At 66.4% G+C, this 13039-nt stretch carries 10 protein-coding genes and 2 tRNA genes; 9 read left to right on the forward strand and 3 right to left on the reverse strand.

The features are described from left to right. The first annotated feature begins 59 nt into the window (after positions 1–59). Positions 60–1574: a glutamate--tRNA ligase gene (gene gltX / locus J2S97_RS03005; RefSeq protein ID WP_307046410.1), complete on the forward strand. Its 1515-nt coding sequence runs from the start codon at positions 60–62 to the stop codon at positions 1572–1574. Continuing rightward, a complete protein-coding gene (locus J2S97_RS03010) occupies positions 1574–2311 on the forward strand; it encodes an HAD family hydrolase (RefSeq protein ID WP_307046412.1) in 738 nt (245 codons plus the stop codon). Before gltX ends, J2S97_RS03010 begins: the two co-directional genes overlap by 1 nt. Positions 2312–2326: 15 nt before the next feature. Here the strand turns inward: J2S97_RS03010 and J2S97_RS03015 are convergent, their stop codons facing one another. Next, positions 2327–3328, reverse strand: coding sequence for a hypothetical protein (locus J2S97_RS03015; RefSeq protein ID WP_307046414.1), 1002 nt, complete (start codon positions 3326–3328; stop codon positions 2327–2329). 739 nt (positions 3329–4067) lie between these two features. On the opposite strand from J2S97_RS03015, the gene J2S97_RS03020 reads away from it, so the two are divergent. The 4 genes from J2S97_RS03020 to J2S97_RS03035 all read left to right on the forward strand — a co-directional run bounded on the left by J2S97_RS03020 (position 4068) and on the right by J2S97_RS03035 (position 7917). Then, a tRNA-Gln gene (locus J2S97_RS03020) sits at positions 4068–4139 on the forward strand. Between the two features lie 128 nt (positions 4140–4267). Then, positions 4268–4343 (forward strand) — tRNA-Glu (locus J2S97_RS03025). 179 nt (positions 4344–4522) lie between these two features. Further along, positions 4523–6301, forward strand: a complete 1779-nt coding sequence (locus J2S97_RS03030) for a dynamin family protein (protein WP_307046416.1) — start codon at positions 4523–4525, stop codon at positions 6299–6301. After that, a complete protein-coding gene (locus J2S97_RS03035; RefSeq protein ID WP_307046418.1) occupies positions 6298–7917 on the forward strand; it encodes a GTPase in 1620 nt (539 codons plus the stop codon). Before J2S97_RS03030 ends, J2S97_RS03035 begins: the two co-directional genes overlap by 4 nt. Positions 7918–7931: 14 nt before the next feature. Here J2S97_RS03035 and J2S97_RS03040 read toward each other — a convergent pair whose 3' ends face one another. Next, positions 7932–8477 carry a DUF1697 domain-containing protein gene (locus tag J2S97_RS03040; RefSeq protein ID WP_307046420.1) on the reverse strand — a complete coding sequence of 182 codons (546 nt, stop codon included), beginning with the start codon at positions 8475–8477 and terminating at the stop codon, positions 7932–7934. Between the two features lie 70 nt (positions 8478–8547). Next, a complete protein-coding gene (locus J2S97_RS03045) occupies positions 8548–9267 on the reverse strand; it encodes an IclR family transcriptional regulator (protein WP_011692361.1) in 720 nt (239 codons plus the stop codon). A gap of 112 nt (positions 9268–9379) precedes the next feature. On the opposite strand from J2S97_RS03045, the gene leuC reads away from it, so the two are divergent. From leuC to murA, 3 genes are all read left to right on the forward strand, one after another. Beyond that, positions 9380–10834 (forward strand): 3-isopropylmalate dehydratase large subunit, encoded by a 1455-nt coding sequence (leuC, locus tag J2S97_RS03050; RefSeq protein ID WP_307046423.1) that lies wholly within the window; start codon positions 9380–9382, stop codon positions 10832–10834. A 68-nt stretch (positions 10835–10902) separates the two neighbouring features. Continuing rightward, the gene (leuD, locus tag J2S97_RS03055; RefSeq protein WP_307046425.1) at positions 10903–11505 is read left to right on the forward strand and encodes a 3-isopropylmalate dehydratase small subunit; all 603 of its coding nucleotides are present in this window, start codon (positions 10903–10905) and stop codon (positions 11503–11505) included. A 201-nt stretch (positions 11506–11706) separates the two neighbouring features. Then, complete coding sequence (gene murA / locus J2S97_RS03060) at positions 11707–13032, forward strand: UDP-N-acetylglucosamine 1-carboxyvinyltransferase (RefSeq protein ID WP_307046427.1); 1326 nt, start codon at positions 11707–11709, stop codon at positions 13030–13032. Positions 13033–13039: the final 7 nt, after the last annotated feature.

Genomic DNA, 13039 nt, shown 5'->3' on the forward strand with positions numbered 1-13039 from the left:
ATTCGGCGGCCGATTTGGTGGCGGGGCGGCCCCGGGCAGGCGGTAAAGTTGGAGTCACTATGACTACTCCTTCTGTGTCCAACGCCGTCTCCAGTCCTGCCGTCACCCCCGAAACCCCGGTCCGGGTGCGCTTCTGCCCGTCGCCCACCGGAACCCCGCACGTGGGCCTGATCCGGACGGCGCTGTTCAACTGGGCCTACGCCCGGCACACCCAGGGAACGTTCGTCTTCCGCATCGAGGACACGGATGCCGCGCGCGACTCCGAGGAAAGCTACGAGCAGCTCCTTGAAGCCCTCAAGTGGCTCGGCATCTCCTGGGAAGAGGGCGTGGAAACGGGCGGCCCGCACGAGCCGTACCGCCAGTCACAGCGTCTTGACCTCTACAAGGACGTGGTGGCCAAGCTCCTGGACGCCGGCTACGCCTACGAGTGCTACTCCTCCCCGGACGAAGTGGAGGCGCGTCACCGCGCTGCCGGCCGCGACCCCAAGCTCGGCTACGACAACTTCGACCGCAGCCTCAGTGCCGAGCAGGTTGCCGCGTTCAAGGCCGAGGGCCGCGAACCCGTGCTCCGCGTCCGCATGCCTGACGAGGACGTCACGTTCACCGACATGGTCCGCGGCGAAATCACATTCAAGGCCGGCAGCATCCCGGACTACGTGATTGTCCGCGCTGACGGCTCCCCGCTGTACACCTTGGTGAACCCGGTTGATGACGCCCTGATGGGGATCACCCACGTGCTGCGCGGCGAAGACCTGCTCTCCTCCACTCCCCGCCAGGTGGTGCTTATCCGCGCCCTGATGGACATCGGCGTCGCCAGCTACATGCCGGTGTTCGGCCACCTTCCCTACGTCATGGGTGAGGGCAACAAGAAGCTGTCCAAACGCGATCCCCAGTCCAACCTGTTCCTGCTCCGCGACCGCGGCTTTATCCCCGAGGGCCTGCTCAACTACCTCTCGCTGCTGGGCTGGAGCCTGTCCGCCGATGAGGACATTTTCACGGTCGAACAGCTCATCGAAAACTTCGACGTCCACGACGTCCTGGCCAACCCGGCGCGCTTCGACATCAAGAAGGCCGAAGCGATCAACGGCACCCACATTCGGATGCTGGCAGCGGACGACTTCAGGGGCCGCCTGGTCCCGTACCTCCGCGCCGCAGACCTGGTGGGGGACACCCTGACCGCACGCGAGGAGGAGATCCTCGCTGAGGCCGCCCCCCTGATCCAGGAGCGGATTGCCCTGCTGGGCGAAGCGCCCGAGATGATTTCCTTCCTGTTCAAGAACGATGACGCCATCGACGTCGCGGACGATGCCCGCAAGGGGCTGCCGGAAAACCTCACTGAGGTCCTGGACGCTGCGATTGCCGCCCTGGACGCCGTCACCGACTGGAACGCCGAGAACATCCAGGCTGTGCTGAAGCAGGCCCTCGTCGAGGACCTGGGGATCAAGCCGAGGCTGGCCTTCGGCCCCGTCCGCACGGCTATCTCCGGGCGGCGGATTTCCCCGCCGCTCTTTGAATCCATGGTCATCCTGGGCAAGGCCTCATCGCTGGCCCGCCTGCACGCTTTCCGCGGCTGATGACTGCCATGCGCGGTGACGGCGGCGGTGTCCTCCATACGGGTTTTGGCGTCATCCGGGGTGTCCTGTTCGATATTGACGACACCTTGGTGGACCTCGAATTCGCCATGACCACCGCGCTGCGTGACGTCAGCGAACACCTCCTGCCCGGCCTGGACCAGGCCGGGTGGGAGAAGTTCGGGCGGATCTTCACGCACGAGACCACACACTTCTATGACCGCTACCTTGCCGGCGAGCTGACCTTCAACGAGCAGCGGCTGCTCCGGGGCCGGGCCGCCCTGGGCCACTTCGGCGTGGAGCTCGAGGAAGGTGAGGAGTCCCATGCCTGGGTTACGTCGTACGCTGCCCTGCAGCACGGCTACGTCCGTGCGTTCGAGGACGTAGCCCCGCTCTTGGACGCCCTGGACGCTGCCGGGATTCCCTATGGGGCGGTGAGCAACAATGTCCATGACTACCAGCGGGTGAAGCTGGACACCGCGGGGCTGCAGCGCATCAGGGTTCTGGTGGGAACGGACACAGTGGGCGTGCCCAAGCCGGACCCGGCCATCTACCTTGAGGGGGTCCGCCTGCTGGGCAGCGGCGCCGCCGAGACGCTCTACGTGGGCGATAACCGGCTGCTTGATGCAGAGGGTTCGACGGCGGCGGGCCTGCTGGGCGTTTGGCTGAACCGCAGCGGTGAAACGGAGTCTGCGTTCGCCGGTCACCAGATAGGTTCACTGGCGGACCTGCTGGGGTAAATACGTCGGCGGGCATCACGCGGAAAACCCATTCGGCCGCCTGTTGCGCAAAGCCACAAAGGCTCCAACGGAGCCGAGTCCAAGCACACCCACCATGCCGATGGCCGTTCCGGCGTCGGGCTGCCCCGCCATGTCCGACGGCGAGACGGCTGCGGCGCTCGAATGCAGCGTTTCCGTTCCCGCCGCCACCTTTGCGTTCCCCTCCTCGGGCCTGCCGGCCCCTGCGGCCAGCTGCGTCGAACCGGCGGCAAGCTTGGTGTTGCCCTGAAAGAGTTCGGAGGCTCCGGCGGCCAGGGCCTCGGACCCGCTCAGCAGCCCGGGGTTGGCAGGATCAGCCGGGTCGCCCTTGATGCCGGTGTTCAGTGCCACAGTCCCGGCGGCAAGCCGTGCGGAGCCCTCGGTCATGCCGGCCGCGGCCTTGAGCAGGCCCGGGCGTTCGGGGTTCCCGGGCACGCCGTCCATCCCGACCCTGATTTTGGCGGTGCCATCAGCCAGGAGCTGCGTGCCGAGGACAACCCCGGGGCTCGCCGGGTCCTGGCTGTTGAGCTTTCCGCTCAGGGTGGCGAAGCCGGCGGTCAGCTTTCCGGCGCCCGCCTTCAGCTCCCCGGTGCCGCCGTGGAGCCTCGAGGCGCCCGACTGGAGCTGGGCTGCTCCGGCGTCGATCTTGTGGGCTCCTGACGTGATTTTTGCAATCCTGTCTTTCACCACCGACAGCGGCACGAGCCCCTGGACCGGGTCTTCGGCGGCAGCCTGTAACAGGTCAAGGGCCTGGGCCAGGGCAGCAGTGCCCGTGCCCAGTTCCGGATTGCCGTTGGCCCCGCGGTAGCCCTTGAACTGATCTGTTCCGGCAGCGAGCTGGCCCGCGCCGGCGTCCAGTCGGCTTGCTCCGTCACTGAGCTGCGTGGCGCCGTCGCCAAGGTTGTTCTCCGCGGTGCCGGCCGGGGTGGGAGTCAGGGCCGTGGAGAGCTGCGCCGCTCCGGCGGCGAGTTTGCGGGCACCGTCATCAACTTTGTACACGCCGGGGGCGAGCCTGTTGTTGACGTCCGCTTGGATCCTGGCCGCTCCGGCCGCGAGTTTCTCGGCACCGGCCTGCAGCTGGTCCGCGCCGGGAGCGAGATTCTTGCTGATACCTGCATGGATCTTCGCTGCCCCTGCTGAGAGCTTTCCAGCCCCCGTGTCTGCCAGCGCGGCACCCGTGGAAAGTTCTCCGGCACCGTCTTTGACCTGGTCGGCACCGACGGAGGCCTTACCGGGGCCCCATCCTTGAGCCGAGCTGATCCGTCAGTAATGCGGCCGGTGACCACGGTGTAGAAACCCACTAGGGCAATCAGGAGCAAGGCAAGGACCGCTATGGCGATCTGCTGGGTGCGGGTGCGGGTGTTCAGGGGAGTAGTGGCACGACTCTGTGGCACGGGAGGTTCCTCTCGACAGTCCAGGCATGGGCGGATGTCCCCGGACGCCCCCGACCGTGACGCAGCTAACATCAGAAAACGGGCGTGAAACTGCCGGACGGGGAGGGCGGGGAGTAGTTGTTACTCAGTGGTAACTTACCGAGCGTAAACTTGCCTAGCCCTGAATTGCAAGGAATTTTTCGGGCGCCACCTCTGAGTGCCGCTGTTTCCACCGTTCCACCGCGACGCTGGATGGTCCGCGGGCCCCGATTTGTGCCAGCCAAAACTCTCGGGTAAAGTAATTACTCGTGCTGAGGCGCTCGGAGCGAAGGTTTAGACCTGAATATCCGGCCCGAAAGTGCCATTGGGATATGGTGTAATTGGCAACACTACGGTTTCTGGTACCGTCATTCTAGGTTCGAGTCCTGGTATCCCAGCTCTGAATAAGCTGCACTACGGTGCGGCGAATCAGGGGTTTCAGAACGGTATATTCGATTTGAAACACTGGCTCGGTGTATGAAACAATCACTGAGCCTGATGGCAGAAATGTCATCCGGAAGTACGCGGCCCCATCGTATAGCGGCCTAGTACGCTGCCCTCTCACGGCGGTAACGCGGGTTCGAATCCCGCTGGGGTCACCATTGAAACGGTCCCGGGCAACAGCCCGGGGCCGTTTTGTTTTGCTTCCCGGATACTTTCCATGCGATTCCCCGCCGAACGGTCGTTTCCCCTGGAACCGCAACGGGGAGATGACCGCCGGGCGGGGATTTCCTAGCGGGATGCACGCGCCGGACGGTAACCGAACTGGCATGATGAAGCTGTGACGTCCCCATCTGAGAGTCCGCCCCCGCGCGCTGCCGCTCCGAACTCACGGGCTGCTGCTGCCGTGGAACTGCTCGAAGCTGTCCGCGGAGACCTCGGCGCGGCCGTGTTGCCCCTCGCACTGCCGGGCGCGGACGCCGCCCGCCTTGATATCAGGAACGCCCTCTCGCAGCTCGATGATTACATCCTCCCGCGATTCCGCAGCCTGGACGCTCCACTGCTGGCCGTGGTGGGAGGATCCACCGGTGCCGGGAAGTCGACCCTCGTCAACGCCCTTGTGGGCCACCCCGTCACGAGGGCCGGTGCCATTCGTCCAACCACCCGGCAGCCGATCCTGCTGCACAACCCGGCCGATTCGGACTGGTTTGAAAACCAGCGCGTGCTGCCGAGCCTCAGCCGTATCAGGGGTGTCGTGGTGGATGCGCCGGTTCCAGCCAACCGCGCCGGGGCCGCACCGGATGCCGCCCCGGTATCGTCCCTGGTGCTCGTGGGGCATCCGGCGGTGCCGGAAGGAATAGCGCTGCTGGATGCTCCGGACGTCGACTCCGTGTCGGATGACAACCGCAAGCTTGCAGGGCAGTTGCTCGCCGCTGCCGATCTCTGGGTATTCGTGACGACAGCCAACCGCTACGCTGACGCCGTCCCCTGGAAGCTGCTCCTCGACGCCGCGGCCAGGGACATCCTGGTTGCAGTAGTGCTGGACCGTGTGCCCACTGCCGCAGAGGCGGAGGTAAGCACGGACCTGCGGGCGATGCTGCAGCAGGAAGGCCTCGGCGCAGCACGGCTGTTCATTGTCCGGGAGGTTGCCCTCGATCGCCTCGGAATGCTGCCAGCCGAAGCTGTGGAACCCCTGGGGCGGTGGTTGCGCGAACTGGCGGCCGATGCGGCGGGGCGGGCCGAGATTGCCCGCCGGACGCTGAACGGCACCGTGCGCACGCTCAGCGGACGCGTCACGGCCCTCGCCCGGGCCTCGCGGGAGCAGCAGCGGGCGGCGGAAGTGCTGGCCAAGGATGCACGCAATGCTTATCAGGATGCTGTGGCACGGATTCTGGAGGCCACGCGGGACGGTGCCCTCCTGCGCGGCGAAGTCCTGGCCAGGTGGCAGGACTTCGTGGGCACCGGGGAATTCTTCCGCGTCCTGGAACAAAACATCGGGCGCATGCGGGACCGCGTCGGTGCGTTCTTCCGCGGAGAGCCCGCCCCGGCGGTAAAAGTCGAGACAGCGATCGAAACCGGGCTGCAGGCCGTCATCCTGGACGAAGCCGCCAATGCGGCCGAAGACGCAGACCAGCGCTGGCGCTCGGACCCTGCGGGCAGGCAGCTGCTGGGCGCCGACGATCTTTCCGGCACCAGCGCCGGCTTCCCGGACAGGGTCGCGGCAGAAATCCGGGCGTGGCAGGAAGGCCTGATGGAACTCATCCGCACCGAAGGCCAGGGCAAGCGCACCCAGGCCAGATGGCTTTCCTTCGGGGTCAACGGGCTCGGTGCCGCCCTTATGATTGTCGTTTTCTCCATGACTGCCGGACTCACCGGCCTCGAAGTCGGTGTGGCAGGCGGTACCGCCATCGTCGGCCAAAGGCTCCTGGAGGCCGTCTTCGGCGAGGATGCCGTACGGCGCCTCGCGCGGACTGCCCGCGAGGACCTGAACGCGCGGTGCCAGAATCTGCTGCAGGAAGAACAACAGCGCTTCCTCGAACGGCTGGACTTCACCACCGTGTCACCGGACGTGCTGGCAGGCCATGCCCGCGCCCTTCAGCGGCTGGCGGAGTCCGCGTGAGCAGGCACAGCGGGACCAGGGAAGCCTCCCGGCTCCACAGCCGGCTGGAAGCCCTGAACGACGCGCGGGAGCTTGCCGGCGGAGTGCTTCCCGAGGAGTCGCTGGATGACGTGCTGCAGGTCCTGGAGCGCGCCAGTACGCGCCGATCGCTGTCCGCGGACCATACTGTGGTGGGATTCTTCGGCGCCACGGGCAGCGGCAAGTCCTCGCTCTTCAATGCGGTCAGCGGCGCTGACATCGCGACGGCGGCAGCCCGCCGTCCCACGACCTCTGAACCGTTGGCAGGCGTCTGGGGAGCAGCGGGGAGCGAACCTCTCCTGGACTGGCTCGGGGTCGACAAGCGGCACCATTCCGCCGCGGTGCCGGGATTCGCCGATGAAGCCACCGGCCTGATCCTGCTCGACCTGCCGGACTTTGACTCAACCAAGGCCGCCAACCGGGAGATTGTCCAGCGGATGGTGGGGCTGGTCGACGTACTCGTGTGGGTGCTGGACCCGCAGAAATATGCGGACGCAGCAGTGCACAACGATTTCCTGGCGCCGCTCGCCTCGCATGGTGCGGTAACCCTGGTGGTCCTCAACCAGATCGACCTACTTCCGCCGCCGGACATTGAGCCCGTGCTGGAATCGCTCAAAGCCATTCTTGCCCGGGACGGGCTGGGTAAAGTGCAGGTCCTGGGCGCCTCCGCCCTGACCGGGACCGGCGTAGACAGAGTCCGTGCGGCCATCCGGCACGTGGCGGTGCAACGGCAGGCGTTGTCCCAGCGGCTGGCGGCGGATGTTTCCGCGGCGTCGGCTCAGCTCGCGGCAGCCTCCGGAGCGGGGGAAGCGGCAGGAGCCAGGTCCGGCACCCGATCCCGCCTCGCTGAAGAGCTGGCGGCGGCCGCCAACGTCCCGCTCGTGGTCGATGCCGTGTCGCGGTCCTACCGGCACGAATCCACGCGGCGCACCGGCTGGCCCCTGACCCGCTGGCTGATCCGGTTCCGCCCGGACCCGCTGCGGCGGCTGAACCTGCGCCGTGAAGGTGCCAGCGCCGAGGTCAACAGGACATCGCTGCCGCCGGCGGGAGCACCGGAACGCGCCAGGACGGATGCGGCCGTGCGGGACTTCGCAGACGCGGCCAGCGCCGGGGCCCCCGGGCCCTGGCGTGCGGCCATCCGTGGCGCCGCGCGCGAAGGACGGGACCGGTTGCCGGACGCGCTGGACCAGGCCATTGCCGGCACCGAGCTCCTGGCCGGACGCAAATCGTGGTGGTGGGGTGTTTTCAACGTAGTCCAGTGGCTGGCCCTTCTGGCAGCCCTTGGCGGACTGGCCTGGCTGGGCGCCCTTGCGGGCCTCGGCTATCTCCAGCTGCCGGTTCCGGAAGTGCCCAGGGTGGAGGGGTGGCCCGTTCCCACCCTGATGATTGCCGGGGGAGTGGTGCTCGGCATTGTCCTGGCCATCGCCGCGAAATTCATCGCCGCCGCGGCTGCCGGACTGCGGGCGGCCGCGGCCCGGAAGAAGCTGAATGCCGCCGTGGCCGCCGTGGCGGAGAGGCTCGTGGTCGAACCGGTGGAAGTCGAGGTCAGCAGGCTGAAGTCCTTCAACGCTGCCCTGAAGTCCGCGGCACGCGACTAACGTTCCTGCCGCGACTAACCGTTCTTCAGGGCTGCCGTAGCGTCGCGCACCTTGATCATGGTGCGGAGGTTGCGTGTGGTGGTGCTGGATTTGTAGCGGGCCTTGGATGACAGCTTGCTGAACGGGCTGTCCAGGGTGCCGCCGGCGGGTGCAAGCCAGGCCATGGCCTCCGGACCCAGGCGGTGCTGCCGGTTGCCGTCCAGCCCTGCGCCTGCCTCGAATAGTTCGTCCAGCATGGCCTTGTCCGAACTGAGCGTGATGTAGGTGTGGGTTGCCTTGTCCTCGGCCGGGTAGGGGCACGCCTCGACGATCGCGGCAACCCTGTCGGCGGTGAGCACCACTACCCAGGCGTCATAGCCGAAGGCTTCACGGAGGCAGGCTTCGACGTCCTTCTTGACCGCTGCCGCACCGAGATTGCTGGCAAATGCCACGTTGCCGCTTGCCAGGAGCGTCTTCACTCCGGTGAAGCCGCGCGACCCGAGGGCGTCTTTGAGGTCCGCCATTTTGATGTTGATGCCGCCCACATTGATGCCGCGGAGGAATACCGCATAGCTATTCATGGGCACAGCCTAATGCCCGTGAGCGGGCAGGGAGCGCCGGGCAAGCCGCGTCAGCAGGATGTCCGCCGGGTCAGTCGTTGTTCTTGCGGAGAGCCTCGGTGAGGACGCGGGCGGCATTGCAGACGACCTCGGCGTGCAGGCGGCCCGGCTGGCGCGTCAGGCGCTCGATCGGACCGGAAATTGAGACAGCGGCAATCACCCGTCCGGACGGACCCCGGACAGGCGCCGACACGGAGGCGACCCCCGGCTCGCGTTCGCCGAGGCTCTGGCCCCAGCCCCGCCGTCGTACACCCGCCAGGACCGTCGGCGTGAAGCGGGCCGCCTGCAGTCCCTCGAGAAGCCGGTCGTGGTCCTCCCAGGCCAGCAGCACCTGGGCGGCAGAGCCGGCCTTCATGGAAAGCTGCGTACCCACGGGGATGGTGTCCCGGAGGCCGATGGGGCGTTCTGCCGACGCTACGCATACGCGCCAGTCACCCTGCCGGCGGAAGATCTGCGCGCTTTCGCCGGTGGCGTCGCGCAGCTGCATGAGGACCGGCCCCGCGGACGCGATCAGCCGGTCCTCGCCGGCGGCGGACGCAAGCTCCACCAGGCGGCTGCCCAGCACGAATCGCCCCTGGATGTCGCGGCTGACAAGCCGGTGGTGAACCAGGGCCAGGGCAAGCCTGTGAACAGTCGGCCGCGCCAGTCCGGTGGCAGCCACCAGCTGCGCCAGAGTGGTGGGACCGGCCTCAAGCGCGTCCAGCACATGGGCCGCTTTATCGATGACACCGACTCCACTAGAATTGTCCATGTAATGATATTGCCGTCTCATTATCTGAGATGCAAATCATTTGGCTGGCGTATTACGCGGGCGTGCTGGTTCAGTGGATATAAACAGCCAACAGCAGTGAAGGGAGATGGCCATGGCAAAGACATTGGCCGAGAAAGTCTGGGACGCGCACGTGGTGCGCAAAGGCGACGGCGAAGGTGCCAACGCCCAGCCGGACCTTCTCTACATCGACCTCCACCTGGTGCATGAAGTCACGTCCCCGCAGGCCTTCGAAGGGCTCCGCCTGGCCGGCAGGAAACTGCGCCGCCCGGACCTCACCATCGCCACCGAGGACCACAACACCCCGACGCTGGACATCGACAAGCCTATCGCCGATCTCACCAGCCGGACGCAGATCCAGACCTTGCGCAACAACTGCGCGGAATTCGGCGTCCGCCTGCATTCCCTGGGCGACGCCGAGCAGGGAATCGTCCACGTGGTGGGCCCCCAGCTCGGGCTCACCCAGCCAGGCATGACCGTGGTCTGCGGCGATTCGCATACCTCCACGCACGGAGCATTCGGCGCGCTGGCCATGGGCATCGGCACGTCCGAGGTTGAACACGTCATGGCCACGCAGACGCTGTCCCTGAAGCCGTTCAAGACCATGGCGATCAACGTCGAGGGCACGCTCCGCCCCGGTGTTTCGGCGAAGGACATCATCCTGGCCGTCATCGCGAAGATCGGCACCGGCGGCGGGCAGGGCTACGTCCTGGAATACCGCGGCTCAGCGATCCGCGCGCTGTCCATGGAAGCCCGGATGACCATCTGCAACATGTCCATCGAAGCCGGTGCACGCGCAGGCCTGGTGGCCCCGGACCAGACCACCTACGACTACATGTACGGACGCCCGCACGCGCCGCAGGGTGCGGAGTGGGACGCCGCCGTCGAATACTGGAACACGCTGCGCTCCGAAGACGACGCGACGTTCGACGTTGAGGTGGACCTCGACGCCGACACCCTGGAACCCTTTGTTACGTGGGGCACCAACCCGGGCCAGGGCGTTTCACTGTCCTCGAAGGTTCCCTCCCCTGAAGACTTCGGTGATGAAAACGCCAAGGCCGCGGCCGAGCGGGCACTGCAGTACATGGGCCTGGAAGCCGGCACGCCGATGAAGGAGATCCGGGTGGACACGGTGTTCCTGGGCTCCTGCACGAACTCCCGGATGGAGGACCTGCGTGCCGCCGCGGACATCATTCGCGGCCGTACGAAGGACCCGAACATCCGGATGCTCGTGGTGCCGGGATCGGCACGCGTCCGGCTCGAAGCGGAAGCGGAGGGCCTGGACAGGGTCTTCAAGGACTTCGGAGCCGAATGGCGCTTCGCGGGCTGTTCCATGTGCCTGGGCATGAACCCCGACCAGCTGGAGCCGGGCGAACGCTGCGCATCCACGTCCAACCGCAACTTCGAGGGACGCCAGGGCAAGGGCGGCCGCACCCACCTCGTCTCACCCGTAGTGGCAGCAGCGACGGCAGTGCGTGGCACGCTCAGTTCGCCGTCGGACCTGGACCCCGCCCCGGAGTCTGCCGCCGTCGGCATCAGCGCCGCCTAGATAGCGCTGACCAGTTCCCGCCGTTTAGACGACGCCGCCTAGACCTACCAAGCACCGAAGGATCCGCCATGGAAAAGTTCAGCACCCACACCGGGATCGGCGTACCGCTGCGCCAGAGCAACGTGGACACCGACCAGATCATCCCCGCCGTCTACCTCAAGCGCATCACCCGCACGGGCTTCGAGGACGCACTCTTTGCCGCCTGGCGCAAGGACCCGGCGTTCATCCTGAACCAGGAACCGTTCAACGCCGGCTCCGTGCTGGTGGCCGGACCCGACTTCGGCACCGGGTCCTCCCGCGAGCACGCCGTCTGGGCACTGAAGGATTACGGCTTCAAGACCGTCCTGTCCTCCCGGTTCGCCGATATCTTCCGCGGCAACTCCGGCAAGCAGGGCCTGCTGGCCGCCGAACTCGCCCAGGATGACATTGAACTCATCTGGAAGGTGCTGGAGAACGCCCCGGGCACCGAGGTGACGGTGGACCTCGTTTCGAAGACAGTGACCTGCGGCAACGTGGTGGCGCCGTTCGAGATTGACGACTACACACGCTGGCGCCTCCTGGAGGGCCTGGACGACATCGGACTGACCCTCCAGCACGAGGAAGACATCACGGCCTACGAGGCAACCAGGCCCGCTTTCAAGCCGAAGACCCTCCCTGCGCGGCTGTCCTAGACGGGACGCTATTACCGGAGGCTATTACCGGACGGACGCGCCACGCCGCGGAGCCGTTCCCGGACGCTGCTGCGCCCGCTCCCGGACCCTTGCTGAACCCCCGGGAAGCGCGCCGTATTTCAGATCGGTAACCCAAGCTCCTATGCTTAGCTGGAGCCTTTGTAAGGATTTGGGGGCGAGAAGTCGTGAGGAAACCGGTAAATGAGTAGTGTTCTGACAATCCGCGGAGGCGTCCCGCTGACTGGCCGCGTCACCGTTCGCGGGGCCAAGAATCTTGTCCCCAAGGCCATGGTGGCTGCCCTTCTGGGCAACGAGCCGTCCGTGTTGCGCAACGTTCCTGAGATCAAGGACGTCGAGGTTGTCACCAGCCTGCTCCAGCTCCACGGCGTCACCGTGGATAAGGACCCCGTCACCGGGGACCTCACCTTGGATCCGAAGGGCGCCAAGACCGCGTCCAGCACCGCCATTGACGCCCACGCCGGCGACTCCAGGATCCCGATCCTGCTGTGCGGTCCGCTGATCCACGCCATCGGCGAGGCCTTCATTCCGGACCTGGGCGGCTGCAAGATCGGCGACCGCCCCATCGATTACCACCTGAACGTCCTGCGTCAGTTCGGGGCCGTCGTCGAAAAGCGCCCGGGCGGCATCCACATTTCCGCGCCCAAGGGCCTTCAGGGGGCCAAGATCTCCCTGCCGTACCCGTCAGTGGGCGCCACGGAGCAGGTCCTGCTCAGCGCCACCCGGGCCGAGGGCATCACGGAGCTCTCGGGTGCCGCCACGGAACCGGAAATCATCGACCTCATTGCGGTTCTGCAGAAGATGGGCGCCATCATCAGCGTCCAGACAGACCGCACCATCCGGATTGAAGGCGTGAGGGACCTGGGCGGCTACAACCACCGCGCCCTCTCGGACCGCAACGAATCCGCGTCCTGGGCATCCGCCGCGCTTGTGACGCGCGGAGACATCTTTGTCGAGGGCGCCTCCCAGCGCGACATGATGACCTTCCTGAACACCTACCGCAAGGTGGGAGGCGGCATGGACATCGGCGAGGACGGCATCCGTTTTTACCACCGCGGCGGCAAACTGAACCCGCTCGTCCTGGAGACGGACGTGCACCCGGGATTCATGACGGACTGGCAGCAGCCGCTCGTTGTGGCCCTGACCCAGGCCGAGGGCGTGTCGATCGTCCACGAGACCGTCTACGAGAACCGTTTCGGCTTCACTGACGCGCTCCTCCGGATGGGTGCCAACATCCAGGTCCACCGGGAATGCCTCGGAAGTGTGCCGTGCCGTTTCGGCCAGCGCAACTTCCTGCACTCGGCCGTCATCTCGGGTCCCACGCAGCTCAAGGGCACTGATATCGACGTCCCGGACCTCCGGGGCGGCTTTAGCCACCTCATCGCAGCCCTGGCGGCCACCGGCACGTCCCGGGTGACCGGAATCGACATCATTAACCGCGGCTACGAGCGTTTCACCGAGAAGCTCGCCGGCCTGGGCGCCGATTTCGACATCACCTCAGCCAAGTAACGGGGTC

This window comes from Arthrobacter oryzae (assembly GCF_030812315.1).
Lineage (GTDB): Bacteria > Actinomycetota > Actinomycetes > Actinomycetales > Micrococcaceae > Arthrobacter > Arthrobacter oryzae_B.

Coding starts and splice junctions, on each gene's coding strand:
- murA (WP_307046427.1), top strand. CDS start 11,707: ATGAGTAGTGTTCTGACAATCCGCGGAGGCGTCCCGCTGACTGGCCGC.
- leuC (WP_307046423.1), top strand. CDS start 9,380: ATGGCAAAGACATTGGCCGAGAAAGTCTGGGACGCGCACGTGGTGCGC.
- J2S97_RS03045 (WP_011692361.1), bottom strand. CDS start 9,267: ATGGACAATTCTAGTGGAGTCGGTGTCATCGATAAAGCGGCCCATGTG.
- leuD (WP_307046425.1), top strand. CDS start 10,903: ATGGAAAAGTTCAGCACCCACACCGGGATCGGCGTACCGCTGCGCCAG.
- gltX (WP_307046410.1), top strand. CDS start 60: ATGACTACTCCTTCTGTGTCCAACGCCGTCTCCAGTCCTGCCGTCACC.
- J2S97_RS03010 (WP_307046412.1), top strand. CDS start 1,574: ATGACTGCCATGCGCGGTGACGGCGGCGGTGTCCTCCATACGGGTTTT.
- J2S97_RS03040 (WP_307046420.1), bottom strand. CDS start 8,477: ATGAATAGCTATGCGGTATTCCTCCGCGGCATCAATGTGGGCGGCATC.